We start from the raw sequence: 24,445 nt of genomic DNA, 5'->3' as shown, positions 1-24,445 counted from the left end.
AAAAAAGCCCAAGTGTGTGAAGAATCGTTCTCGGCTGTCGCCCCTTGCCCAGAGCGGATGCTAGTCTTCAACAACGTTGTCTTCAGGGAGCCCTCATGGGCAATCACAAGATCGAAATCCGCCGCACCAACGTCGACAAGATCCTGCTGGCGGCGGAAAAAGTCTTCGCCGAAAAAGGTTTCGGCGGCACCGCCATGGCGGACATCGCGGCTGAAGTGCAGCTGCCGCGATCCAACCTGCATTACTACTTTTCGACCAAGAGCGAACTGTACAGCGCGGTGCTGTTCGACCTGCTGGAAGTGTGGAAGCAGGACGCGCTGTGCTTCGAGATGTTCGACGATCCGCGCGTGGTGCTCAGCAGCTACATCCGCGCCAAAATGAACCACTCGCGCAGCCGGCCTTACGGGTCGAAAGTCTGGGCCAACGAAATCATCCACGGCGCCCCGACCCTCGGCGAGGCGCTGGATGTGAGCCTGTATGACTGGGCGAAGATGAAGGAGGCGAAGATCCGGCAGTGGGTGGAGGACAAGCGGATTCTGCCGGTGGAGCCGTCGAGCCTGCTGTACATGATCTGGGCGTCGACGCAGCACTATGCCGACTTTGATCATCAGGTGAATATTTTGAATGAGCACCAGCCGCTGTCGGACATGCAGTTCGAGCGGGCGGTGCAGACGGTGACCAGCGTGATTTTGCGGGGGATTGGATTAGAACCTTGAAAGTCAAAAGCTGGCCCTCACCCCAGCCCTCCCGAAACGTCGGACCGCCCGGAGGGAGAGGGAGCCGACCGAGGTGTCTTGCGGGTTACATCGACCTGAACCAGCGAGTTGATTATGGATTCAAAGCCTTGTTCCGGCCGTTTCGGTTATGGATTCAAAGCGCAGCTCTAGCAGCTTCGGTTATGGATTCAACGCAAGACTTTCACGTCGGTGTAATTCATCAATATCCCCCAATCAGTCCCCTCTCCCTCGGGGAGAGGGTTAGGGTGAGGGGACTTCTGGATCAGCAGGCAATCTAGACAGCAACGTGATACGGATTCCTCGGATCATGATTCCAGTCCAGGAACGGCTTCCCTGTCTCCATCGGCACCATCTCGATGCAATCCGCTACCGGGCAGGTGATCTGGCACAGATTGCACCCCACACACTCATCATCGATCACTTCATATTGATGCGTGCCATCGGCCTGTTTCATGCTGCTGATGGCCTGGTGTGAAGTGTCCTCGCAGGCAATGTGGCAACGCCCGCAACCAATGCATGCCTCCTGGTCGATCTTCGCGATCACCTGATAGTTGATGTCCAGGTACTTCCAGTCCGTGGTATTGCCCACCGCGCGCCCGGAAAACTCGGCAATGCTGGCGTAACCCTGACTGTCCATCCACCGCGACAGGCCATCCTTCATCTCATCGACAATCCGGAAACCATGCAGCATCGCCGCTGTGCACACTTGCACCGCGCCGCTGCCCAGTGCGATGAACTCCGCCGCGTCACGCCAGCTGCCAATGCCGCCAATGCCGCAGATCGGCAGGCCCTGGGTCTGCGGATCACGGGCGATTTCCGCGACCATATTCAGCGCGATCGGTTTGACCGCCGAGCCGCAATAACCGCCGTGGGTACTTTTGCTGCCGACGGTGGGCAGGGCGACCATGTGTTCGAGGTCGACGCTGGTGATCGAGTTGATGGTGTTGATCAGCGACACTGCATCGGCGCCGCCCCGATGCGCGGCGCGGGCGGCGACGCGGATGTCGGTGATGTTCGGTGTGAGTTTGACGATCACCGGCAGCGAGCAATAGGTCTTGCACCAGCGCGTAACCTGCTCGACGTACTCCGGCACCTGACCGACCGCCGCGCCCATGCCGCGCTCGGGCATGCCGTGGGGGCAGCCGAAGTTCAGCTCGATGCCGTCAGCGCCGGTGGTTTCCACCAGTGGCAGGATGTGTTTCCACGACTCTTCGACGCACGGCACCATCAGCGACACGATCAGCGCGCGATCCGGCCAGTCCTTCTTCACCTGGGTGATTTCCCGCAGGTTGATTTCCAGCGAACGGTCGGTGATCAGTTCGATGTTGTTGATGCCCAGCACTTCGCGGTTGGCGCCGTAGTGCGCCGAATAACGCGACGACACGTTGACCGCCGCCGGGTCTTCACCCAGGGTTTTCCAGACCACGCCGCCCCAGCCGGCCTCGAAGGCGCGCACCACGTTGTAGGCCTTGTCGGTCGGCGGCGCGGAGGCCAGCCAGAACGGATTGGGGGCTTTGATACCGGCGAAGACAATCGAGAGATCGGCCATTTACGCAGCCTCCACATTAAGCATCAGTTGAGCGTTGATCGCCTCAGCGGCGCGCTTGCCGTGTTGCACCGCTTGCACGGTCAGGTCCTGATCGAGGCTGGTGCAGTCCCCGCCTGCGTACACACCGGGGATACTGGTGCGCAGGTTTTCATCGACCTGGATGCGTTCGCCCTGACGCTTGAGTTCGCGGGCCAGCGGGTCGGCGAGGGCGCTGCCGTCGAAGGCCTGACCGATGGCTTTGAAGATCGCATCGGCGGCCAGTTCGAACGTCTCGCCAGTGGTTTGCAGGCGACCATCCACCAGATGGGTGCGGGCGAAACGCATGCCGCGCACCTTGCCTTGCGCGTCGAGCAGCACTTCGTCCGGTTGCGCCCAGGTCAGCAGTCGCACCTGATTGGCCTTGGCGATGTCTTGTTCATGGCCGGTGGCGCCCATGTCCGCCGCGCCACGGCGATAGACCAGATTGACGTCGCGGGCGCCGAGGCGGGCCATTTGCACGGCCATGTCGATGGCGGTATTGCCGGCACCGAGGACGATGCAATGTTCGGCCAGCGGCAGTTGCGACAGGTCATCGGCCTGGCGCAATTCGCGGATGTAGTCGGTGGCGGCGAGCAGGCCGGGGGCGTCTTCGTGGGCCAGGCCGAGTTGCTTGCTGGCGTTCAGGCCTAGACCGAGGAACACCGCGTCGAACTGTTGGTGCAATTCGCTGAGGGTCAGATTCTCACCGAGTTTCTGGCCGTGACGGATTTCGATGCCGCCGATCTGCAGGAGGAAATCCAACTCCTTCTGTGCATAGTCGTCGACCAGTTTGTACTTGGCGATCCCGTATTCGTTGAGCCCGCCAGCCTTTTCCCGTGCCTCGAAAATCACCACGTCGTGACCATGCATGGCGCTGCGATGCGCGCAGGACAAACCCGCCGGGCCGGCACCAACCACGGCGATGCGTTTACCGGTGGCGGCGGCGCGCTGGAACGGGTGCTCGGTAAAGTGCGCGTTGTCCACGGCATAGCGTTGCAGCAGGCCGATCAGCACCGGCGCGCATTCGTGGGCGTTGTTGCGCACGCAGGCTTGCTGGCAGAGGATTTCGGTCGGACAGACCCGCGCGCAGCTGCCGCCAAGGATGTTCGCCGAAAGGATTTTCTGCGCGGCGCCTGGCACGTTGTCCTGATGGATATTGCGGATGAACGACGGAATGTCGATCTCACTCGGGCACGCATTCACGCACGGCGCGTCGTAGCAGTACAGGCAGCGTGAGGCTTCCAGATGCGCCTGACGGTCGTTGAGCGGTGGCGCCAGATCGGTGAAATGGCCGGCGAGGGCGGCCGCACTTTCGTGCGGGTGCGGGAGATGGTTCAGGGTCTCGATCACGGTTTTTTGCCTCACGGTTATTTGAGGTTTTCTGCCTCTGTCGGGCAGTGGTTTTTTGATCGTTCCCACGTCGAGGCGTCGAACCGTCCGCGTGGGAATGCCTCAAGGGACGCTCCGCGTCCAGTGACGCGGAGCGTCACGGGCTGCATTCCCACGCAGAGCGTGGGAACGATCTGATCAGCGCTTGACGGCCACAGGCCTGTGCAACTCAGCCCGTTTGCTCAGCAAATCAAACACCGCCGGATACGCCGGCCGTTCGATATACCGGCCCGCCCCACGCTCGGCGCGCAGGTCGCCGTCGGCCCAGACCACCCGGCCCTGGCTGACGGTATGGCTCGGCACACCGGTCACGGTCTTGCCTTCGAAGATGTTGAAGTCCACCTGCTGATGGTGGGTCTTGGCGGAGATGGTGCGGGTGCCTTGCGGATCCCACAGCACCAGGTCGGCATCGGCGCCGACGCGGATCGCGCCTTTGCGCGGGTAGAGGTTGAAGATCTTCGCAGTGTTGGTGGAGGTGAGGGCGACGAAGTCCTGCATCGACAACCGCCCCGAGTTCACCCCTTCATCCCACAACACCGCCATGCGGTCTTCGATGCCGGCGGTGCCGTTGGGGATCTTGCTGAAGTCGTCACGGCCGGCGGCTTTCTGCTCGGCGCAGAAGCAGCAGTGGTCGGTGGCGGTGGTGTGCAGATTGCCGCTCTGCAGGCCATGCCACAGCGCATCCTGATGCCCGCGCGGACGGAACGGCGGGCTCATCACGTAACCGGCGGCGGTCTGCCAGTCCGGGTGCTGATAGACACTGTCGTCCAGCAGCAGATGCCCGGCCAGCACTTCGCCGTAGACCGGTTGGCCCTTGCTGCGGGCATAGGTGATTTCGTCGAGGGCCTCCTTGGTCGAGACGTGCACCAGGTACAGCGGGGTTCCGATGGTTTCAGCGATGCGGATCGCCCGGCTCGCGGCTTCGCCTTCAACTTGTGAGGGCCGCGACAGGGGATGCGCTTCCGGCCCGGTGATGCCCTGGGCCATCAACTTGCGTTGCAGGTGATAGACCAGCTCGCCGTTTTCCGCGTGCACGGTCGGCACCGCGCCGAGTTCCAGGCAGCGCTCGAAGCTCGCCACCAGCGTGTCGTCGGCGGCCATGATCGCGTTCTTGTAAGCCATGAAATGCTTGAAGCTGTTGATCCCGTGATGGCTGACCAGCTCGGCCATTTCCTCCCGCACCTGCTCGCTCCACCAGGTGATCGCGACGTGGAAGCCGTAGTCGGAGGCGGACTTTTCCGCCCAGCCGCGCCACTGGTGAAACGCTTCGAGCAGCGACTGCTGCGGATTGGGAATCACGAAATCGATGATCGAGGTGGTGCCGCCGGCCAGGCCAGCGGCGGTGCCGCTGTAGAAGTCTTCGCTGGCCACGGTGCCCATGAACGGGAGTTGCATGTGGGTGTGTGGATCGATGCCGCCGGGCATCAGGTATTGGCCGCTGCCGTCGAGTACTTCGGCGCCGGCGGGAACATCCAGGTTTTCACCAATGGCTTTGATCACGCCGTCAGCGCAATAGACATCGGCGCGGTAACTTTCATCATGGGTAACAACGGTGGCGCCACGGATCAACAGAGACATTCCGAGTTCCTCGCAGGCATGACCGACTTGTGCCGGTTCTAGTGTTTTATTGTTTGCAGCACCGAATGCGTAATCTTGTCAGCGCTGTCAGGAATAGACGCTAGTCGCAGTTCTGCAATTGATCAAGATTATTTTTTATAAGCTTATGACTGTTTTAAATTGTTGATAAATAACGATAAAAATACTAAATCACCAAAATGGTGAGGCGCTTCACCATTTTGACGAACTTGACAGGTTGGAAATATGAGCAAGATTTCCTATGTGAAATCAGCCGCTTGAAGTTGAGCTGCGGGTGAGGCGTTCTGAAGAAAAATAATGCAGTGCACCAGATTGAGTCCTGACAGTTCGGACAACTTGCCTGGCATTTGGCCTGAGTGTTCAGTCAAGTTTTCGCGGCCTCACAGGTGAATAATTAAAACTGATAAACATCAGTCGGTTACAAAAAAATAGAAGCACGGCCCGATGCGAAAGCGGGGCACCCGGCACGTTTATTGATGCCGCCGCTGACACCATGGCCGGTGCATGAAAGTTGTCAGTTCCTCCGGCCATCGTCCGGCTCGTACCTGCGTGTGCAGCCGCCTGATGAGCAAAAAAATAATCAGAAGAACAGTGGAGCGGCCATGCAACAGAACAGATCGCAAGTGACCGAGCGCGACGGCTTGTTCGAACTCGAAGCCGGCAGCGACGTCCTCGACAGTCCCCGTTACAACCACGACATGGCACCGACCAAGGTGCGCGAACGAACCTGGAACAAATGGCACATCACCGCGCTGTGGGTCGGCATGTCGATCTGCGTGCCGACCTACACCCTCGGCGGCGTCCTCACCGCGTATTTCGGCCTTAGCGTCGGCGAGGCCTTGCTGGCGATTCTGTTTGCCAACGTCATCGTCTTGATTCCCCTCACGCTCAACGCGTTTCCCGGCACCAAGTACGGGATTCCGTTTCCCGTGCTGCTGCGCTCGTCGTTCGGGATTCTCGGCTCCAACGTGCCGTGCCTGATCCGCGCGCTGGTGGCGTGCGGCTGGTTCGGCATCCAGACCATGTTCGGCGGGCTGGCGATTCACCTGTTTCTCGGCTCGGTGTTCGAGGGCTGGAAATCCCTTGGCGGGACGGGGGAGGTGATCGGTTTCATGGTCTTCTGGGCGCTGAACCTGTGGGTGGTAATCCGCGGTGCCGAGTCGATCAAATGGCTGGAAACCCTGTCGGCACCGCTGCTGGTGGCAGTCGGCATCGGACTGCTGGTGTGGGCCATGCCGAATGTGTCGATGACCGAGTTGCTGGCGATTCCGCCGAAGCGTCCCGAGGGCGCGAGTGTGGTCAGTTACTTCGCCGCCGGTCTTACGGCGATGGTCGGTTTCTGGGCCACATTGTCGTTGAACATTCCCGACTTCAGCCGTTATGCCCGCAGCCAGAAGGATCAGATCCTCGGGCAGATTTTCGGCCTGCCGCTGACCATGTTCCTGTTCGCCGCACTGGGCGTGGTGATGACCGCCGCCTCGGTGAAACTGGTGGGCGTCAGCGTCTCCGATCCGGTGACTTTGATCGGCCACATCCAGAGCCCGGTATGGGTCGCGGTGGCCATGGCGCTGATCATCATCGCCACGCTGTCGACCAACACCGCCGCCAACATCGTTTCACCAACCAACGACTTCCAGAACATCGCGCCCAAGGTGATCAACCGCACCAAAGCGGTGATTCTCACCGGGTTCGTCGGGCTGGCGCTGATGGGCCATGAGCTGCTGAAAAAGCTTGGGCTGATCGTCTCCGATGTCAGCCTGGAAACCGTGTATTCGAACTGGCTGCTGGGCTATTCCAGCCTGCTCGGGCCGATCGCCGGGATCATGGTGGTGGACTATTTCCTGATCAAGAAACAGCAACTGGACCTGGCCGGCCTGTACCGCGACGACGTGTACCCGGCGTGGAACTGGGCCGGGTTCATCGCGTTCGGCGTGCCGGTGGTGCTGACCTTGCTGTCGCTGGGTAGCAGCGCATTCAGCTGGTTCTACAGCTACGGCTGGTTCACCGGCTCGGCGCTGGGCGGGTTGATCTATTACGGGTTGTGCGCGATGCGTGCGCAGCCTTCTGCCGTGAAAACACCGGTATAGCAGATGATCGTTCCCACGCTCTGCGCGGGAACACAGCCCGGGACGCTCCGCGTCCCCACAGCGGACGCAGAGCGTCCATGGATGAATTCCCACGCAGAGCGTGGGAACTAACTGCCTGAGGAGATCCCCATGAACGCAGCCGTAGACGTTCTGCAATCGACCCATCAGCACATCAACCGCGACCGCTTGTGGGCGTCGCTCATGGAGCTCGCCAAACTCGGCGCCACGGTCAAGGGCGGGGTCTGTCGCCTGGCCCTGACCGACCTTGATCGCCAGGCCCGCGACCTGTTCGTGCAGTGGTGCAAGGACGCCGGTTGCAGCGTCACGGTCGATGAAGTCGGCAACATCTTCGCCCGTCGTCCCGGCGGCAACCCGAACCTGCCGCCGGTGATGACCGGCAGCCATATCGACACCCAGCCCACCGGCGGCAAGTTTGACGGCTGCTTCGGCGTGCTGGCCGGGGTCGAGGTGTTGCGCACTCTCAACGACCTCGGCGTGGAAACCGAGGCACCGCTGGAAGTGGTGGTCTGGACCAACGAGGAAGGCTCGCGCTTCGCCCCGTGCATGATGGGCTCCGGCGTGTTCGCGGAAAAATTCACCCTCGAAGAGACCCTGGCCAAGGTCGATGCCGACGGCGTCACGGTCGGCGAAGCACTGAACGCCATCGGCTACGCCGGGCCGCGCAAGGTCAGCGGGCACAAGGTCGGCGCCTATTTCGAAGCACATATCGAGCAAGGCCCGATCCTTGAGGACGAGCAGAAAACCATCGGTGTAGTGCTCGGCGCACTGGGGCAGAAGTGGTTCGACCTGAAACTGCGCGGCGTCGAAGCCCACGCCGGTCCGACCCCGATGCACCTGCGCAAGGATGCTCTGGTCGGCGCCTCGGTGATCGTCGGCGCGGTCAATCGCGCAGCGCTCGGTCATCAGCCCCACGCCTGCGGCACCGTCGGTTGCCTGCAAGCCTATCCCGGCTCGCGCAACGTTATTCCGGGTGAGGTGCGCATGACCCTCGACTTCCGCCACCTGGAACCGGCACGCCTCGACTCGATGATCGCCGAGGTCAAGCAAGTCATCGAAGCCACCTGCGAAGAACACGGCTTGACCTATGAATTGACCCCGACCGCCGACTTCCCGCCGCTGTACTTCGAAAAAGGCTGCGTCGAAGCCGTGCGCGGCGCCGCCAAAGGTCTGGGCCTGTCGCACATGGACATCGTCAGCGGCGCCGGCCACGACGCGATTTTCCTCGCCGAACTGGGTCCGGCCGGGATGATCTTCGTACCGTGCGAAGGCGGCATCAGCCACAACGAAATCGAAAACGCCGCGCCGGACGATCTGGCGGCCGGCTGTGCAGTGTTGCTTCGCGCGATGCTGGCAGCTTCGGCGGCGGTGGCCGGGGGGCAACGCGCGGCGTGAACACGGACAGAGCTGGATGGGTCGGCAAAACATTCTATTGCCAGGCAAAGCTTTACCTGTGGGAGCGAGCTTGCTCCCACAGTTTTTGCACGTTGGCTTGCGACTACCCAGGTCTTTCGTTGGTGTTCGCCGAACCTTTGCGACGGTCACTGCCGTTCGGGTTGCCAACGTCCAGCAATCGTCTTTCCACCAGCACATTCTCGAGCGCCTGGCGTTCGGCCGGCGCCATCTCGTGCTCGCGCTTTTTCAGCTCCAGCAGGATGGGGCTGGACCAGGTGCGATAGGTCTGTTCGATGAGGCGGTTGGATGTCATCAGTCTCTCCTTGATCAAGAGCCCGATCTTGCTGGCTGGGGCTCAATCCGATGAGGTACTAACGTTAGTCGACAAAAGCGCAGGGCGCTAATGCCGCCGGCGGGAGCCGACGAGGCGAATCGTCGCACCGTCGCTCCCACCGGTCATCCATCAATCGTCGACCTTCATCATCGCCTGCACACCCTCCCAGGCCTCGGCCCGCATCCGCTCGATATCCAGCCCCGGAATCACGCCGTTGTCGACGACGATCCGCCCACCCACCAGGCTGTATTTCACGGCAATCGGCTCACCCGCGACGACCGGTGCGACGGCGCTGTCGTGGAAACCGTAGAAGCGTGGGTGGTCGAGACTGTAGATCACCAGATCCGCTGCCTGGCCGACTTCCAGCGTACCGACCGCGCCGAGGCCGAGCACTTGCGCGCCGCCGGCTGTGCCCCAGTGAATGACGTCTTCGGCGGTGGTGGCGGAGGCGCCTTGTTCGGCGCGGTGGATCAGCCAGGCGGTGTTGGCTTCGCCGACCATGCTTCCGGATTCGTTGGAGGCCACGCCGTCGACGCCGAGGGAGATCGGCACGCCGGCCTCATACATCTGCGGGATCGGTGCGACGCCGCTGCCCAGCCGGGCGTTGCTCACCGGGCAGTGGGAGACGCCGGTGCCGGTCTGGGCGAGCATGCGGATTTCCCCCGGTTGCAGGTGCACGGCGTGGGCGAACCAGACGTCCGGGCCGAGCCATTCGTGTTCGGCGACGAATTCCACCGGCAGGCAGTTGTACTTGTCGCGGCAGAAGTTCACGTAGTTTTCGGTTTCAGACAGGTGCGTGTGCAGGCGCAATCCCATGCCTCGGGCGGTGTGCGCCAGTTCGCGCAACAACGTTGGCGGCAGCGAGAAAGTCGGCGTGGTAGGCGCCACGACCACCCGGCGCAAGGCATCCGGGGTGTCCTGGTGGTAGCGCGATTTCAGCCGTTCGATGTCGCCGACCATTTGCTCCAGGGATTCCGGTTGCAGCGCGGTTTTCGAGAAGCCCGGGTGCGCGCTGGCCGACTCCAGTGCGCCGCCACGGCAGAGCACGAAGCGCAGGCCGAATTCCTCGGCGAGGTCGAACAGCAGGTCGCCGGTCTCGGTGCTGCCGTGGGCGTGGTAGAGGTAGTGGTGATCGGCGCAGGTGGTGACGCCGGACAGCAGCAGTTCGACCATCCCCAGCCGTGCGGCGATCCGCGCCAGTTGCGGGGTGAAGCGGTTCAGGCGCGGATAGGGCACGCTGGCCAGCCAGCCTTGCAGGTCCTGATTCAAACCTTCGGGCACGGCTTTGAGCAGGTTCTGGAACAGGTGATGGTGGGTGTTGATCCAGCCCGGGTAGACCACCGAATTTCGCGCGTCGATCACTCGCTCACCGGGTTGCGGCTCAAGGTTGGCGGACATTTCCGCGATCCGGCCGTTGACCACGCGGATGTCCACCGCGCCGGCCCGGGCACGGGGGCCGCGCAGACCGGTCATCACCGCGACCGGGTGCTTGATCAGGATGTTTTGAAGTTGAGTCATGGGCAGCTCCAGTCAGAGGATGTGCGAGGCGGATTTGCCGGCTGTGGTTTCTGGCACGCTGACGCCATTGAGCGCCGCGTTGAGCAGCACCGACACCAGGCAGGCGATGACCACGCTGCTGTGCAGGAACGGCTGTGACCACTCGGGCAGTTGTTTGAACAGGGTCGGGGCGAGCACCGGCACCAGGGCGGCGGCGATGGTGAAACCGACGATCAGCACGTTGTAGCGATTGCGCTCGTAGTCGACCTTGGCCAGGGTCTGGATGCCCGCTGCCGCGACCACGCCGAACATCGCGATGCCGGCACCGCCCAGCGCGGCGGTCGGCATCGAGGCGATGATCGCCCCGGCTTTCGGCACCAGCGCAATCGAGCACATCAACAGACCGCTGATCGCCACCACCCAGCGGCTGCGCACGCCGGTCAGGATCACCAGACCGACGTTCTCCATGAAGGCAATGAACGGAAACGCGGCGAACATCCCGGCGATGGTGCTTGCCAGGCCATTGGCGCGCAGGCCGTTGATCACCTGTTTGTCTTCCACCGGTTTGTCGACGATGTCGCCGATGGCCACGAACAGCCCCATGGATTCGACCATCTGCACGATCATCACCACCACCATGGTGGCGATGGGGATCAGACTGAAGGTCGGCAAGCCGAAGTAGAACGGATAGGGCACGGTCAGCCACGGCGCGTCCTCGACGCTGTGAAAGTTGCCCATGCCCAGACCGTAAGCCAGACCGGCGCCCACCAGCATCCCCACCAGCACCGCCATGTTGCGCAGCAACGGGCTGCCATAACGGTTGACCAGCAGGATGGTCAGCAACACCACCACGGCCACGGCGAGAAACGCCGGCGCGCCGAAGTTGCTCGCGTTGCGCCCGCCGCCGACCCATTCATAGGCAATCGGGAACAGCTGCAGACCGATCACCGTGACGATGCAGCCAGTTACCACCGGCGGGAAAAACCGTCGCAAGCGGCCCACGAACGGCGCGATCAACATGGTGAAAATCCCCGCACCGATCACCGCCCCGCAGACCCCGGAGAATCCCACCTCCGGGTCGCTGCCGATGGCGATCACCGGCCCGACGCTGCTGAACGCCACGCCTTGCAGAATCGGCAGGCGTACGCCGAACTTCCAGAAACCGACGGTCTGCAACAGGGTGGCGATGCCGGAGCAGAACAGCGTGGTGCTGATCAGCACCACCGTGTCGGCGTGGGACATTTTCAGGGCACTGGCGACAATCAACGGCACGGCGATGGCGCCGATGTACGAGACGGCCATGTGCTGCAGGCCGAGGGTGAGCATCTGTCGCACCGGCAGGACGCGGTCGACAGGGTGGACGGTGGAGGAGGAACTGGCTGACGACATGGGGAATCACCTCTAGCTGTTGTTATTCGGTACAGAGGGGTATTCGTTCTGTGTGCCCGGAACCGCCATCCACCGGCTCCGATGCCGGGTTTCAGCCGGCCAGGCAGGCGGCGAAGCCCTGGTTCAGCGCCGCCCGATCCAGGTCGCGGCCGATGAACACGATCTTGCTTGAGCGCGGCTCGCTGCCCCACGCGGTCGAAGCGCGGAACTCCACCAGGCTGTGCACGCCTTGCAGCACGTAGCGCTGGTCTTCGTTGGCCACCGCCAGCACGCCTTTCATGCGGTACAGGTTGTCGGCCTGGGAACTGCGCAACTCGCTGATCCAGCGGTGGAAGGCCATCAGGTTGACTGCGCCGTCCACGGCGATGCCCACTGAGGACACGCTCGGGTCGTGCTCGTGATCGGGCTCTTCAGCGTGATGGTCATGGTCGTGATGGTCATGCTCGTGGTGATCGTGATCGTGCTGATACGCGCCGATTTCCATCAGCTTCTGCGTGCATTCGAAGGCGCCGATGCCGAGGATCTTCGACAGGTCGATCTGTGCGTGGGTCGAGGTCACCAGATCCGCCGTGGCGTTCAATCCGCGGATCTTGCCGCGCAGGGTTTCCACCTCTTCAGCGCTGACCAGATCGACCTTGTTGATGACGATGCGGTCGGCGCAGACGATCTGATCCACCGCCTGATTGTCGACGCCATCCAGTTGCAAGTCTTCCAGGTGCTGGGCGATGTGTTTGGCATCGACCATGGTCACGATGGCGTCGAGTTCGACTTCCTCGGCGATCGGGTCGTTGATGAAGAAACTCTGGGCCACCGGGTACGGGTCGGCCAAGCCGCTGGTCTCGATCAGGATGTGGTCGAGCCGCACCGGACGCGCCACCAGTTCGCGGACGATCCGCACCAGGTCCTCGCGGACTTCGGCGGTGCAGCAGACGCAGCCGTTGACCATTTCGTAGATCTCTTCGGTCTCGGAACTGAGCACCAGATCGCCGTCGATGCCGACTTCGCCGAACTCGTTTTCGATCACCGCGATCTTGCGGCCGTGGTTCTCCTTGAGGATGTAATTGAGCAGGGTGGTTTTGCCGGCACCGAGGAATCCGGTGAGGATGGTGACCGGGATTTTGGTGTTCGGGGTCGGGGCGTTGAAGGGGGTGTTCATGTGAGGCTCCTTGGTATTGATAGACCGGTGCACGATGAAGGGGAGTGAGGCTGGATTTGGCTGGGGGCCGGAGTTTCACCCCAGCGCAGCGCAGTGCCGGCATCGAGGCCGAACAGGTCGAGGACGCGGCCGAGGCTGTGGTCGACCATTTGCGCCAGGCTGTCTGGGCGGGCGTAGAAGGCCGGGACCGGCGGGGCGATGATGCCGCCCATCTCGGTGACAGCGGTCATGTTGCGCAGGTGGGCGAGGGTCAGTGGCGTCTCGCGGGCCATCAGCACCAGGGTGCGGCGCTCCTTGAGGGTGACGTCGGCGGCGCGGCCGATCAGCCCCGATGAGGTGCCGGTGGCGATCTCCGCCAGCGTCCTCATTGAACACGGCGCGACCACCATGCCCAGGCAGCGGAACGAACCGCTGGCGATCCCGGCGGCCACGTCGTCGGCGCGGTGGTAATGGCTGGCGAGGGCGGTGACGTCGGCCAGTTTGTAGTCGGTTTCGTGGGCCATGGTCAGCAGCGCGGCGCGGCTGATGATCAAGTGGCTTTCGATGTTCAGCTCGGCCAGCAACTCCAGCAGGCGCACGCCGTAGATGAAGCCGGACGCGCCGCTGATGCCGACCACCATCCGCTGGCGGTTCACGATGGCAGACCTTCAAGCAGTTGCCGCGCGCGTTCGAGCACGTCCTGATCGAGCTGTGCCTTGATCCCGTCAAACCCAGAACCGCGCGTGGCATCCAGGCCCATGCGCGACGTGGTGCCATTGACCGAGGACGACGGGTCCAGCGGGCTGCCGGGCAAACCGTCAATCGTGAAGATGTCGAGGTGCGGCTGGAAGTGAGTGGCCAGTGCCCACAGCACCTGGCTGTCGTCGGTGAGGTCGATATCGCTGTCCACCGCGATCACGGTTTTCAGGTACGGATCCCAGCCGAGCAGGGCCAGCATGATCTGCCGGGCCTCGCCGTCACGGCTTTGATCCAACGCCACGTAGCAATGAAAATGCGTACCGGAGTTCGGGTAATGCACGGCGGTGACGGCGGGGAAACGTGCCTTGAGCTTCTCGCTCATTTCCGCTTCGCGAGGCAGCCGCGCCAGGGTCAGGTGCTCGGCGTAACGTCCGCCCATCACGTCCACCAGCCAAGCGTCCTTGCGCCGCAACAGGGTATCGACGCGCAGCACGTTGTTGGTCGAGCGATCCGAGGAGTAGCCGCTGAACTCGCCGAACGGGCCTTCTTCGGCATAGGCCGTCGGGTCTATTGCGCCTTCGAGCACAAACTCGGCGTAAGCCGGCACGCCGATGCCGTAGCGCGGAGTCTTCACCAGTTCCAGCGGCGCACCGAACAGCCCGCCGGCCACCGCGCGTTCATCGCTGCCATAGGGCAGCCGTGCAGCAGCGGCGAGCATGAACAGCGGATGCGCGCCGACCACCATGGCCACGCGCAGTTCTTCACCGCGTTCGCGGGCGGTCTGCAACATCCGCCACAGATGCCCGCGCGAGTGCAGGCTGGTAGCCAGGGCCTGACGGGCGTGACGCATCGAGCGGTGGTAGCTCATGTTGGCGATGCCGGTCTGCGGGTCCTCGGCGATGATGATCGCGTTGGTAATGTACGGGCCGCGATCACTGTCGAAATGCTTGAGCATCGGCAGCAGCGCCAGGTCCAGGGTTTCGCCTTCGAAGACTTCGTCGAGCACTGGGCCGGTTTCGACGTAGCGCGGCGCGATCGGCTGGTTGGCGCGGGTCTGGAAGGTTTCGTGCAACTGCGCGGCACTGACGCCGAACAGCCGGGCGATGCGCCGACGGGAGGCGAACAGATTGGTCGCCACCGGCACACCGAGGTTGCTGACGTTTTCGCAGATCAGCAGCGGATCGCGACCCTGGGCGGCGAGGGCATCGACCAGGGCGGTGACGTCCTGATCGGCAGAAAGGGGTTGGGTGATGGTCAGCACATCGTCCGGGTACTGGCGGCGATAGGCGTCGATGAATACGTGAAAATCCTGAGAGTCGCCGAGCGTCGAACGGGTCATGGTTTCACCTCGTAAAAAGCAGGCGCGCAGGGGTGAGGCTGGCGTTCGATCGACAAGCCGTTGGCCTGCCGGTCGAGCGAACGCCGGGTCATCTTCGCGCCTGTAAAGTCGCTGTGTGGCTGGGTTGAAGCCGGGTCAGACCCTGTTTAGAGATAGGTCGTGGTCAGACGAATGTCCGCTTCGGCCAGATCCTTGGGCGGCGGGGTCGGTTCGATCCCGCACAACCGGGCGATGTTGTTGCCCAGGTAATCCTCAAGGTGATCCTCGTCGATCCCCAGGCCCTGCGGCGCCGGCGAGCACAACACTTCCAGCTCGCGCAGCCACATGCCCGGTTCGTTCGGCGGCGAGTCGGTGCCGAACACGATCTTGTTGCGCGGCAGCTCCTTGGCGAACTCGACGATCCGCGACTGGAAGCACCAACCGGATTCGCAGTACACGTTCGGCGTGTCCATCGCCATCCAGAACGCCTCGAACGAGTAGTTGCCGCCGGTCTGGATGCCGAAGTGACCGATGATGAAATTGACCATCGGGAACTCGCGGATGATCGGGTAGAACATCGTCGGAATGGTGTACGGGCCGTCACCGGTGTGGATCAGCACCACGATGTTGTACTTGGCGCAGACCTTCATCGCCGGACGCAGCCAGTCGAGTGCGCGATCCGGGCGATAGCCGTGCATGTTGGCGTGCAGCTTGAGCATCTTGAAGCCGTATTCCTTGATGTGGAATTCCAGCTCTGCCGCACCGTTTTCCGGTCCCCAGCGCGGGTTGAAATTGAAGTTGCCGATGAACCGGTCCGGGTACTTCACGCACAGTTCGGCGACGTACGACATGTAGTCGCGCACGCCCTCGCGGCCACGGCGGTTGCCGTCGCGATAACCGGTGTTGCCCGGTGGCGGCTGGATGAAACCCATGTCGATCCGGCGCGGCTTGCCGTTGATCATGTACGGGCCGTCCATCAGCTTGAGCATGCGCTCGCCGGTGAACGGTTCGCCGGTGTGGCGCCAGGCCTCGTCGACCAGATTGGTGGGGTGCAGATGGGTGTCGATGATCATCGGTTCAGCTCCTGGCCAGTTGGGTGGTGACGGGGCGCTTGAGTTGCGCCTCTGCTTCGGAAACGGAACGCGGCGGCGGGGACGGCTCGAGGCCGATCATCCGTGCGGTGTTGTTGCCCAGGTAGTCTTCGAGGGTGTCCTCGTCGAGGTTAAGGCCCTGCGGCGGCTCGTGGCAGAGCACTTCGAGCAGGCGCAGCCACATGCCCGGTTCGTTCGGCGGGGTGTCGGTGCCGAACAGGATCTTGTGGGTCGGCAGGACCTTGGCGAACTCGACGATCCGCGATTGCAGGCACCAGCCGGACTCGCAATAGACGTTGGGCAGCTCCATCGCCCACTGCATCGGTTCGAACACGTAGACGCCGCCGGTCTGCACACCGAAGTGGGCCATGATGAAATCGACGTTGGGGAACTCCTTGATCATCGGCACCCATTCCGACGGGATGCTGTAAGGCCCGTCGCCGGTGTGCAGCTTGACCGGGATGCCCAGCTCGGCACATTTCTCGAAGGCCGGACGGACCCAGTCCAGCGCGCGGTCAGGACGGTAGGCGTGCATGTTGGCCTGCATCTGCACCATCTTGAAACCGTGTTCTTTCACGTAACGCTCGATCGCCTCGACGCCGTTTTCCACGCCGCAGCGCGGGTTGTAGACGAAGCAGCCGATGAAACGGTCCGGGTAGGTCTGGACCATTTTCAGGGTGTAGGCCATGTAGGCGTCGATGGATTCGCGGCCCGACAATTCGCCGTCGGTCCAGGTGTAGATGGTGTTGCCCTGCGGCGGCTGGATGAAGGCTTTGTCGATGCGGCGAGGCTTGCCGTTGACCATGTACGGGCCATCCATCATCTCCAGCAGACGCTCGCCGGTGAACGGGTCACCGTCATGCCTCCAGGCGAGGTCCACGAGATCCGTGGGATAGCAGCTGATATCGATGATCATTGAAGTCGATCTCCTGATAGCGGGGAAGGGAGCCTTGCGGCTCACAGCATCCACGTCCCGGGCAATCGGCCGTTTCTATGCGCAGCACTCGCGCATTCCCTCGCCTGTTCGCATCCGGCCCGGGTGGGTGGTTGCTTGAGGCGAGTATTGGAAGGCGGGGGAGGGTTCGTACAATATTAATTGGGTGGGGTGGTGATACTTCTGGGATATAGGGGAAGATCAAAAGCCTGCCCTCACCCTAGCCCTCTCCCGGAGGGAGAGGGGACCGATCGGGGAATATTGATGAATGACACCGACGTGACAGTTCAGCAGTGAATCCATAATCGACTCGGTCGTTCAGGTCGATGTATGACGCAAGACACCTCGGTCAGCTCCCTCTCCCACCGGGAGAGGGCTGGGGTGAGGGTTGGTTTTCGAGAGTACTCAGGGCCAACTGTTTGATGATCTCAACCACCGGCGCGACCCGGTCAGCCTGCCCATGCGGCCACACCGCATAAAGATTGTAATGCGCCGCAATCTGCGCCTCGTTCAACGCCACCAGCCGCCCGCTGCGCAACGCATCGGCAGCCAGTAATCCACGCACCAGCCCCGCACCAACACCCGCTTCAGCCGCCGCAATCAGATTCGCCGCATTATCGAAAATCACCCGCGCCGGCGGTTCGGTCGGTGTCATCCCGGCCGCATCCAGCCATGGAATCCACGACCGTCGCGTGTATCCCAACAGCGGCAACTCAAGAATCTGCGCCGGGCTCAGCGGCAGCTGCAATCCATGCCGCTCCGGCAACGCCGGGGACGCCACCGCCAGCACCCGATCCCCGCAGATCTGGGTCATCTCGCAATCGTCCCAATCGCCATAGCCATAGCGCAGCGACAGGTCCACCCGTTCGAAAATACTGCGATCACTGCGCGGCATCGACAGGATTGTCACTTCGTAATCCGGCAAGCCGTCGAGCAACTGCGGCAAGCGCGGATTGAGCCAGCTCTGCGCCAGTTCGCTGTCCACATCCAGGGTCAGTCGCTGGGCCACGCTGCGGTTTTTCACCGAGGACAGCGCCCGGTCAATCTGCGCCAGGCCATCCGACAGCACGCTGGCAAACAGCTGCCCGGCGTCGGTCAGGTTGCTGCCGCCGCCTTCGCGCACGAACAGCGGCTGGCCGATGAAGTCTTCCAGGGCGCGGATCTGCTGGCTGATCGCGCTGTGGGTCAGGTCGAGCTTGCGTGCGGCACTGGAAAAACTGCCGCTGCGCGCTGCGTGAATGAACGCGCTCATGGACTGCACCGACGGGTATCGCTTGTACATGTTGTTAGTCCTGCTTACACCGGTTGGCAGAAATCGTCGCTGGCCGCGCGTTGCCGGGGGTTCCAATAATCGGTCACCAGGCCCGCACAAAGACGGGCCGCTCTTTTGGAGCCTGACAATGATTGCATTCACGGTTAACGGCGAACGACGCGAGCTGGATGAGGCGTCCCCCTCCATGCCCTTGTTATGGGTGCTGCGTGATCAGTTGAAACTCACCGGCACCAAGTTCGGTTGCGGCATGGGCCTGTGCGGTGCCTGCACCGTGCACCTGAACGGCGTCGCGGTGCGTTCCTGCCAGTTGCCGCTGGCCGCCGTCGCGGGCCACAGCATCACCACCATCGAGGGCCTGTCGCCCAGCGAAAACCATCCGCTGCAACTGGCCTGGGTCGCCGAAGATGTGCCGCAATGCGGCTACTGTCAATCCGGGCAGATCATGTCCGCCGCCGCACTGCTCAACACCGGCGCACCGGTCAACGATGACTCGATCCGCAACGCGATGTCCGGGAATATCTGCCGTTGCGGCACTTACGGGCGCATCAACAAAGCGATCAAACGTGCGGCGAATGCGCCGAAGGAGGCGTGATGAGCTTCATCGACGGCACGCTTCATGAACCCTCGCGCCGAGTGTTTCTCAAGCAGGCGGTGACGGTGGCGTCCGGTCTGGCGATTGCGCTGTACCTGCCTTCCGGTGCGGCGGCGACTGAAGCGAAAACCTCGGCCACTGAATTCGAACCCAACGCCTGGGTGCGCGTGCTGCCCGACGGCACGGTGAAACTGGTGGTGCACAAGCACGATTCCGGCACCGGCACCCAGACGGCTTTGGCCGCGTGCGTGGCCGAGGAACTGGACGTGAACCCGATGACGGTGCAGGTCATCACCCCGGAAGATCCGTTCTTCGAAACCTACATTCATCCGGTCTGGAAAGTCTTCTCCACCGGCGGCAGCACCAGTGTGTCGCTGGAGTACGATCGCTTGCGCATGGCTGGCGCCACGGCGCGGGTGCTGCTGATCAGTGCGGCGGCGCAGCAGTGGAAAGTCAGCCCCGACAGTTGCTCTACCGAGGAAGGTCGGGTCGTGCATGCATCGAGCAAACGCAGCCTCGGCTACGGCGAACTGGCCGGCGCGGCGGCGCATCTGCCGGCACCGACGAACGTCACGCTGAAGGATCCGGCGCAGTTCAAATACATCGGCAAGTTGCGCCACAAACGCGATGCGGCGGCCAAGGTTTGCGGGCGTTTCAAGTACAGCATCGACGTGCAGTTGCCGGGGATGCTGGTGGCAGTGATTCAGCGCGCACCGGTGGTGGGCGCGAAGGTTGTCGCCGTGGATTCGGCGGCAGCCTTGCAGGTGCCTGGCGTGCGCAAGGTGATCGCTATTCCCGGTCGGCCGGACGTGCTCGGTGGCAACCTCGAAGGCGTCGCGGTACTGGCCGAAACGTTCTGGGCCGCGCAACAGGGACGCAAGCTGCTGGAGATCAAATGGAGCGATTCCCCGCTGGCCGGCTTCGACAGCGCCGATCTGGCCAGGGCGCAGATCGCAGCGATCAGCGACCCGGCAACGCAAACCGTCAAAGCCATGGCCCAGGGCGATGTCGCGGGACGATGGCCGGGTGCGGCGAAGCTGCTCGAAGCCGATTACACCATGCCCTACAAGGTGCAGAACCCGCTGGAGCCGATCTGCATCACCGCGCAGCTCAAGGACAAGGCAATCACCTACTGGGGTGGCGTGCAGGTGCCGTCGTCGGCGCTGGAAGCGGCGCAAACCGTGTGCGGCATCGGCAAGGAAAAAGTCACCATTCATGAGCTGGTGTCCGGTGGCAGCTTCGGTGCGCGGGAAGCCAAATACTGGTTGTTCGAGGTCGCGTATCTGGCGCAGAAGACCGGCGTGCCGGTGAAACTGCTCAACAGCCGCGAAGACGAGATGCACGCGCTGTTCAATCACCCGGCCACGCTGCATCGGGTAAAAGGCGCGCTGGATGCCCAAGGCAAACTCACTGCGCTGCAACTGCACGCGGTGTCGCCTGCCTCGCCGGAACAGTGGGAGCCGGGCTATTTCGAGCGTCCGGATCACATGGATTACAGCACCACCGAAGCGATCACCGCGTGGGACTTCGCCTACCGTCCGCCGCACCTGGAGCTGAACTGGGTCAAACACGAAAGCAACGTGCCCAGCGGTTGGTATCGCTCGGTGAGCTTCATTCCCAACGTGTTCGCCGTGGAAAGCTTCATGGATGAACTGGCCCACGCGGCCGGTGAAGATCCGTTGGCATTCCGGCTGGTCAACATGCAGGAGCGGCCACGGCATGTGGCGGTGCTGAAGCAGGCCGCTGAACGCGCCGGTTGGGGCCAGAAACTGCCGCCGGACACGGCGCTGGGGATCGCCACCAATCAGGGCTACACCAGTTTCATCGCCGTGGTGGCGCGGGTCGCGAAAGTGGACGGCAAGGTGCGGGTCGAGAAGCTGACCTGTGTGGTCGATTGCGGTCTGGCGGTGTCGCCCGGCGGGGTCGAGGAGCAGATTTACGGCGGATTGATGTGGGGCCTCGGCCACGCGCTATTCGATCGTCTCGACATCCAGCAGGGCAGAGTGGTGCAGAGCAATTTCCACGACTATCGCGTCACCCGCATGTCCGACATGCCGCCGGTGGACATTCTCGTGCTCGATGGCCAGCCGGACAAACCGGGCGGCGTCGGGGAGCTGGGCAGTCCGTCGGTGGTCCCGGCAATTGCCAATGCGCTGTTCAGCCTGACCGGGGTGCGTCAGCGTTCCACGCCACTGAACCTGGGGTAAGTCGCCATGGACCTGCGTTTGCTGCGGTACTTCATGGCCCTGGCCGATGAGCTGCACTTCGGTCGCGCCGCCGAACGGCTGCACATCTGCCAGCCGCCGCTGAGCCAGCAGATTCGTTTGCTGGAGGAAGAACTCGGCACGCCGCTGTTCGAGCGCAGCCACCATCGGGTCGAGCTGACAGCGGCGGGGCAGATGCTCAAGGAGCAGGCGCCGCTGGTGTTCGAGCAACTCGAGCGGGCGCTGGACCTGACCCGCCAAACTGGTCGCGGGCAACTGGGCGAGCTGGAAATCGGCATGATCAGTTCGGTGATGGTCGGCGTGCTGCCCAAGGCGCTGCACCTGTTTCGCGAGCGATATCCGCAGGTGACCTGGCGTTTGCATGAAATGACCCCGGCGGCCCAGGTCAAGGCGTTGAAGGAAAAACGCATCGACGCTTGTGTGTTCCGGGTTGGCTATGACGACCCGCAATTGCGCAATGAATTGCTGATCCATGAGCCGATCCATGTGGTGATGCCGCAGGATCACCCGCTGGCCCGACGCGAGGTGCTGGCGCCGGCTGATCTGGCGCAGGAGCCGTTTGTGGCGCTGGAGCTGAAGCAGTCGCGGTTCGCCAATTTTCTCTATCAGTGCTGCATTCAGGCCGGGTTCACCCCACAGATCCGCCAGCAGGTGATCGAGGTGCAGACTTTGCTCAGTCTGGTTCGCGCCGGGTTTGGCGTGGCGCTGTTACCCGCATCGATCGAGCAGTTGGCTCCCGCCGGACTGGTGTTCCGGCGCCTGACCCCGGCGCTGCCGCAAGTGCCGCTGTACGCGACGTATCGGGCGGACGATGCCTCGCCGGTGCTCAAGCTGTTTCTCGATACGCTGCGCGAGCTGGTCGATCACTCATCGCGGTAATCAGGGATAAAGTTGCCCGGCACGATCACAACCGCCTGCGGTCGTAAACTTCACATGCGCGAACTTGTGGAGAACCAATGAGCCGGGACGTCCTGACCACCGAAACCAATCGCCGTCAGTTGCAGCAGATCATTGCCGGGCTGTCCGACGGGGTGATTCTGCTGGAACTCGACCAGACGATTCTCTGGGCCAACGAAGCCGCGCTGGCGATGCATGGCGTCAGCCGGATCGGCGAGCTGGGCAACAACGCCGGGGAATACGTCGAGCGCTTCAACCTGCGGTATCGCAACAACCACACATTGACGCCGGAGCAATACCCGATCAGCCGTGTGGCGACCGGGGAAACGTTCAGTGATGTGCTGGTGGAGGTTTCCTCGCGCAGCGATGAAGAACGTACCTGGGTGCACAGCGTGCGCAGCATGGTGTTGACCGATCGCGACGGCGACATCGAGTCGCTGGTGCTGATCATGAGCGACGTCACCGACTGGGCCAACGCCGAACAGCGCTTCGAAAAAACCTTCAACGCCAACCCGGCGCCGGCGGTGATCTGCCGCCTCAGCGATCTGCGTTACATCAAGGTCAATCCGGGTTTTCTGGAAATGACCGGCTACACCCGCGATCAGGTGATCGGCGTTTCGACCTATGAGCTGGATATTCTCGAACAGGCCGAGCGCAAGGACCTGGCGATCCAGCGCCTGCGCGATGTCGCGACGATCCCGCAGATGCAGGCCGAGCTGCGATTGCCGGACGGTGGCATTAAACAGGTGATCGTCGCGGGGCAGCCGCTAGTGCTCAATGACGAGGATTGCATGCTGTTCTCGTTCGTCGACATGGAGCTCAGGCATAAGGCCGAAGTCGCCCTGCGCCAGAGTGAAGAGCGGTTCGCCAAGGCCTTTCGCCTGACGCCGGTACCGATCCTGATTTGCAGCGCCGATGAGCAGCGGCTGATCGACGTCAATCAGGCCTTTCTCGATACCCTGGCTTACGAGAGCGACGACGTGCTCGGCAAGACCGTCGCGCAACTGGACTTCATCGATGAACCGGCGGAACGCGCCCGGTTACTGGCGGCACTGGAGAAAACCGGCCGCGTTGACCGCGTCGATATGCGGATCCGCAGGAAAGACGCCGAGCTGCTGGAGTGCGCGATGTCCGCCGACACCGTCAACATCCAGGACGCGGTGTGCTATCTGCTGGTGCTGATGGACATCACCGAGCGCAAGCGCACCGAGCTTGAGCTGGTGGCGGCGATTGAAGAGGTGATGAAGGATGCATCCTGGTTCAGTCGGACGTTGATCGAAAAGCTGGCCAATGTGAAGAAGGTCAACTCGCCGCAGCTGCCGAGCGTGTCGTTCACTGATCTCACCGCCCGCGAGCGTGATGTGCTGGGACTGATCTGTGAGGGGCTGGCGGACAAGGAAATTGCTGCGCGGCTGAAGCTGGCGCCGAACACGGTGCGCAATCATGTGGCGACGGTGTATTCGAAGCTGGATGTGCACAGTCGAAGCGAGGCGATTGTCTGGGCTCGGGAGCGTGGGTTGTTTTCGGGGGGCGGTCGGGGGCAGCGGTAAGGTGCAAATGCACTAGTTTATGGGGTGCAAATTCGGGTGTTTGATCGGGCGGGGTGTTCTTAGTCTGTTGAGGTGCGATGCATTTTTTTGGTGATCGTGTCTTTTTGGAACCTGCTAATGGATCAGCCCTTTATGAATGTGTTGTCGGTTTTTGAGTCTGGTTGTGTGGAGCTGGCGCGATGATTTATCTGGCGCAGTTGCGGGCTCGGCTTGAGCGTAGTTTTTCGCCGTTGGCTTGTGAGTGTGTGGTGGATGGGGATCATTCGCTGACTGTGAAGCTTTATGAGCCGGTTTCGGGGCGGGTGGATCTGGTGATTAGTGGGTTGAGTCTTGGTGCCTTGCGAACTCCAGAGGCGGTGGATGCTTTGATTGGTGAGTTGCGGTATGAGCTTGAGAGTAATTCTTTGCGCTCGCCCAGTTGAGCTTGGCGGCCTTTGGGCCGACCATGCTGTTTTTGGGTTTGGGTGTGTATCCGTTTCTTCGGGTGTTGCGGCTGGCGGTTCCGCTCTTACAGCGGGTCACTTTTGACAAACGCCTCAAAAGTAACCAAAAAGGCTTTACCCTGACGTTCGGCACCTCGCTTTGGCTCGGTGTTCCTTCGCTCCGGGATTGATCCGGGGGCATCGCCTACGGTTTGCTTCGCTGCACCTCCTCTCGATGCATGCGGCTGCGCCGCACGGTCGCTGCGCTCCCACCCCCGGATCAATCCCTCCACTCAGCCT

Annotated in this window: 20 protein-coding genes; 8 read left to right on the top strand and 12 right to left on the bottom strand. The window is 62.4% G+C overall.

Annotated features, from left to right (window positions below; genetic code table 11):
* The first annotated feature begins 95 nt into the window (after positions 1–95).
* Positions 96–716: a TetR/AcrR family transcriptional regulator gene (locus tag EIY71_RS22540; RefSeq protein WP_007952885.1), complete on the top strand. Its 621-nt coding sequence runs from the start codon at positions 96–98 to the stop codon at positions 714–716.
* Between the two features lie 295 nt (positions 717–1,011).
* Here the strand turns inward: EIY71_RS22540 and preA are convergent, their stop codons facing one another.
* From preA to hydA, 3 genes are all read right to left on the bottom strand, one after another.
* Positions 1,012–2,286, bottom strand: a complete 1,275-nt coding sequence (gene preA, locus EIY71_RS22535) for an NAD-dependent dihydropyrimidine dehydrogenase subunit PreA (protein WP_134023200.1) — start codon at positions 2,284–2,286, stop codon at positions 1,012–1,014.
* Positions 2,287–3,654 carry an NAD(P)-dependent oxidoreductase gene (locus EIY71_RS22530; protein ID WP_134023198.1) on the bottom strand — a complete coding sequence of 456 codons (1,368 nt, stop codon included), beginning with the start codon at positions 3,652–3,654 and terminating at the stop codon, positions 2,287–2,289.
* A gap of 177 nt (positions 3,655–3,831) precedes the next feature.
* Positions 3,832–5,271 (bottom strand): dihydropyrimidinase, encoded by a 1,440-nt coding sequence (hydA, locus tag EIY71_RS22525; RefSeq protein ID WP_085648341.1) that lies wholly within the window; start codon positions 5,269–5,271, stop codon positions 3,832–3,834.
* 620 nt (positions 5,272–5,891) lie between these two features.
* On the opposite strand from hydA, the gene EIY71_RS22520 reads away from it, so the two are divergent.
* Both EIY71_RS22520 and EIY71_RS22515 read left to right on the top strand, forming a co-directional pair.
* Positions 5,892–7,376: an NCS1 family nucleobase:cation symporter-1 gene (locus tag EIY71_RS22520; protein WP_102718265.1), complete on the top strand. Its 1,485-nt coding sequence runs from the start codon at positions 5,892–5,894 to the stop codon at positions 7,374–7,376.
* A 129-nt stretch (positions 7,377–7,505) separates the two neighbouring features.
* A complete protein-coding gene (locus EIY71_RS22515) occupies positions 7,506–8,789 on the top strand; it encodes a Zn-dependent hydrolase (protein ID WP_134023196.1) in 1,284 nt (427 codons plus the stop codon).
* Positions 8,790–8,892: 103 nt separating this feature from the next.
* Here the strand turns inward: EIY71_RS22515 and EIY71_RS22510 are convergent, their stop codons facing one another.
* From EIY71_RS22510 to EIY71_RS22470, 9 genes are all read right to left on the bottom strand, one after another.
* On the bottom strand, positions 8,893–9,102 hold the full coding sequence (locus tag EIY71_RS22510; protein ID WP_134023194.1) for a hypothetical protein: 210 nt from the start codon (positions 9,100–9,102) through the stop codon (positions 8,893–8,895).
* Positions 9,103–9,252: 150 nt separating this feature from the next.
* Entirely contained in the window at positions 9,253–10,641 is a 1,389-nt protein-coding gene (locus tag EIY71_RS22505) for an amidohydrolase family protein (protein WP_134023192.1), read from the bottom strand.
* Between the two features lie 12 nt (positions 10,642–10,653).
* Entirely contained in the window at positions 10,654–12,009 is a 1,356-nt protein-coding gene (locus EIY71_RS22500; protein ID WP_134023190.1) for a nucleobase:cation symporter-2 family protein, read from the bottom strand.
* Positions 12,010–12,100: 91 nt separating this feature from the next.
* Positions 12,101–13,165 carry a GTP-binding protein gene (locus EIY71_RS22495; RefSeq protein WP_134023188.1) on the bottom strand — a complete coding sequence of 355 codons (1,065 nt, stop codon included), beginning with the start codon at positions 13,163–13,165 and terminating at the stop codon, positions 12,101–12,103.
* Positions 13,162–13,785 (bottom strand): UbiX family flavin prenyltransferase, encoded by a 624-nt coding sequence (locus EIY71_RS22490; RefSeq protein ID WP_129974135.1) that lies wholly within the window; start codon positions 13,783–13,785, stop codon positions 13,162–13,164. The genes EIY71_RS22495 and EIY71_RS22490 overlap by 4 nt, the downstream gene beginning before the upstream one ends.
* Positions 13,786–13,796: 11 nt before the next feature.
* Positions 13,797–15,182, bottom strand: a complete 1,386-nt coding sequence (locus EIY71_RS22485; RefSeq protein WP_085746087.1) for a UbiD family decarboxylase — start codon at positions 15,180–15,182, stop codon at positions 13,797–13,799.
* A gap of 146 nt (positions 15,183–15,328) precedes the next feature.
* Entirely contained in the window at positions 15,329–16,234 is a 906-nt protein-coding gene (locus EIY71_RS22480; RefSeq protein ID WP_007952854.1) for an amidohydrolase family protein, read from the bottom strand.
* Between the two features lie 4 nt (positions 16,235–16,238).
* Complete coding sequence (locus EIY71_RS22475; protein ID WP_007952852.1) at positions 16,239–17,168, bottom strand: amidohydrolase family protein; 930 nt, start codon at positions 17,166–17,168, stop codon at positions 16,239–16,241.
* A 367-nt stretch (positions 17,169–17,535) separates the two neighbouring features.
* Positions 17,536–18,468 carry a LysR substrate-binding domain-containing protein gene (locus EIY71_RS22470; RefSeq protein ID WP_134023186.1) on the bottom strand — a complete coding sequence of 311 codons (933 nt, stop codon included), beginning with the start codon at positions 18,466–18,468 and terminating at the stop codon, positions 17,536–17,538.
* A gap of 118 nt (positions 18,469–18,586) precedes the next feature.
* On the opposite strand from EIY71_RS22470, the gene EIY71_RS22465 reads away from it, so the two are divergent.
* The 5 genes from EIY71_RS22465 (at position 18,587) to EIY71_RS22445 (ending at position 24,145) form a co-directional block, all read left to right on the top strand.
* Positions 18,587–19,051 carry a (2Fe-2S)-binding protein gene (locus EIY71_RS22465; protein ID WP_085602752.1) on the top strand — a complete coding sequence of 155 codons (465 nt, stop codon included), beginning with the start codon at positions 18,587–18,589 and terminating at the stop codon, positions 19,049–19,051.
* Positions 19,051–21,258, top strand: coding sequence for a xanthine dehydrogenase family protein molybdopterin-binding subunit (locus EIY71_RS22460; protein ID WP_134023184.1), 2,208 nt, complete (start codon positions 19,051–19,053; stop codon positions 21,256–21,258). Before EIY71_RS22465 ends, EIY71_RS22460 begins: the two co-directional genes overlap by 1 nt.
* Positions 21,259–21,264: 6 nt before the next feature.
* A complete protein-coding gene (locus tag EIY71_RS22455; protein ID WP_011334794.1) occupies positions 21,265–22,155 on the top strand; it encodes a LysR family transcriptional regulator in 891 nt (296 codons plus the stop codon).
* A 77-nt stretch (positions 22,156–22,232) separates the two neighbouring features.
* A complete protein-coding gene (locus EIY71_RS22450; RefSeq protein ID WP_134023182.1) occupies positions 22,233–23,723 on the top strand; it encodes a helix-turn-helix transcriptional regulator in 1,491 nt (496 codons plus the stop codon).
* Between the two features lie 179 nt (positions 23,724–23,902).
* The gene (locus EIY71_RS22445) at positions 23,903–24,145 is read left to right on the top strand and encodes a DUF1652 domain-containing protein (RefSeq protein ID WP_084776931.1); all 243 of its coding nucleotides are present in this window, start codon (positions 23,903–23,905) and stop codon (positions 24,143–24,145) included.
* Positions 24,146–24,445: the final 300 nt, after the last annotated feature.

The sequence above is a fragment of the Pseudomonas sp. CH235 genome (genome assembly GCF_004368175.1).
Classification (GTDB): Bacteria; Pseudomonadota; Gammaproteobacteria; order Pseudomonadales; family Pseudomonadaceae; genus Aquipseudomonas; species Aquipseudomonas paraglycinae.
This window is presented reverse-complemented; position numbering and strand designations above follow the sequence as displayed.

Excerpts from the sequence above, each read along its gene's own strand:
- EIY71_RS22540 (WP_007952885.1), top strand. The coding sequence starts at position 96 with ATGGGCAATCACAAGATCGAAATCCGCCGCACCAACGTCGACAAGATC.
- preA (WP_134023200.1), bottom strand. The coding sequence starts at position 2,286 with ATGGCCGATCTCTCGATTGTCTTCGCCGGTATCAAAGCCCCCAATCCG.
- hydA (WP_085648341.1), bottom strand. The coding sequence starts at position 5,271 with ATGTCTCTGTTGATCCGTGGCGCCACCGTTGTTACCCATGATGAAAGT.
- EIY71_RS22520 (WP_102718265.1), top strand. The coding sequence starts at position 5,892 with ATGCAACAGAACAGATCGCAAGTGACCGAGCGCGACGGCTTGTTCGAA.
- EIY71_RS22515 (WP_134023196.1), top strand. The coding sequence starts at position 7,506 with ATGAACGCAGCCGTAGACGTTCTGCAATCGACCCATCAGCACATCAAC.
- EIY71_RS22510 (WP_134023194.1), bottom strand. The coding sequence starts at position 9,102 with ATGACATCCAACCGCCTCATCGAACAGACCTATCGCACCTGGTCCAGC.
- EIY71_RS22505 (WP_134023192.1), bottom strand. The coding sequence starts at position 10,641 with ATGACTCAACTTCAAAACATCCTGATCAAGCACCCGGTCGCGGTGATG.
- EIY71_RS22500 (WP_134023190.1), bottom strand. The coding sequence starts at position 12,009 with ATGTCGTCAGCCAGTTCCTCCTCCACCGTCCACCCTGTCGACCGCGTC.
- EIY71_RS22495 (WP_134023188.1), bottom strand. The coding sequence starts at position 13,165 with ATGAACACCCCCTTCAACGCCCCGACCCCGAACACCAAAATCCCGGTC.
- EIY71_RS22490 (WP_129974135.1), bottom strand. The coding sequence starts at position 13,785 with ATGGTGGTCGGCATCAGCGGCGCGTCCGGCTTCATCTACGGCGTGCGC.
- EIY71_RS22485 (WP_085746087.1), bottom strand. The coding sequence starts at position 15,182 with ATGACCCGTTCGACGCTCGGCGACTCTCAGGATTTTCACGTATTCATC.
- EIY71_RS22480 (WP_007952854.1), bottom strand. The coding sequence starts at position 16,234 with ATGATCATCGACACCCATCTGCACCCCACCAATCTGGTCGACGAGGCC.
- EIY71_RS22475 (WP_007952852.1), bottom strand. The coding sequence starts at position 17,168 with ATGATCATCGATATCAGCTGCTATCCCACGGATCTCGTGGACCTCGCC.
- EIY71_RS22470 (WP_134023186.1), bottom strand. The coding sequence starts at position 18,468 with ATGTACAAGCGATACCCGTCGGTGCAGTCCATGAGCGCGTTCATTCAC.
- EIY71_RS22465 (WP_085602752.1), top strand. The coding sequence starts at position 18,587 with ATGATTGCATTCACGGTTAACGGCGAACGACGCGAGCTGGATGAGGCG.
- EIY71_RS22460 (WP_134023184.1), top strand. The coding sequence starts at position 19,051 with ATGAGCTTCATCGACGGCACGCTTCATGAACCCTCGCGCCGAGTGTTT.
- EIY71_RS22455 (WP_011334794.1), top strand. The coding sequence starts at position 21,265 with ATGGACCTGCGTTTGCTGCGGTACTTCATGGCCCTGGCCGATGAGCTG.
- EIY71_RS22450 (WP_134023182.1), top strand. The coding sequence starts at position 22,233 with ATGAGCCGGGACGTCCTGACCACCGAAACCAATCGCCGTCAGTTGCAG.
- EIY71_RS22445 (WP_084776931.1), top strand. The coding sequence starts at position 23,903 with ATGATTTATCTGGCGCAGTTGCGGGCTCGGCTTGAGCGTAGTTTTTCG.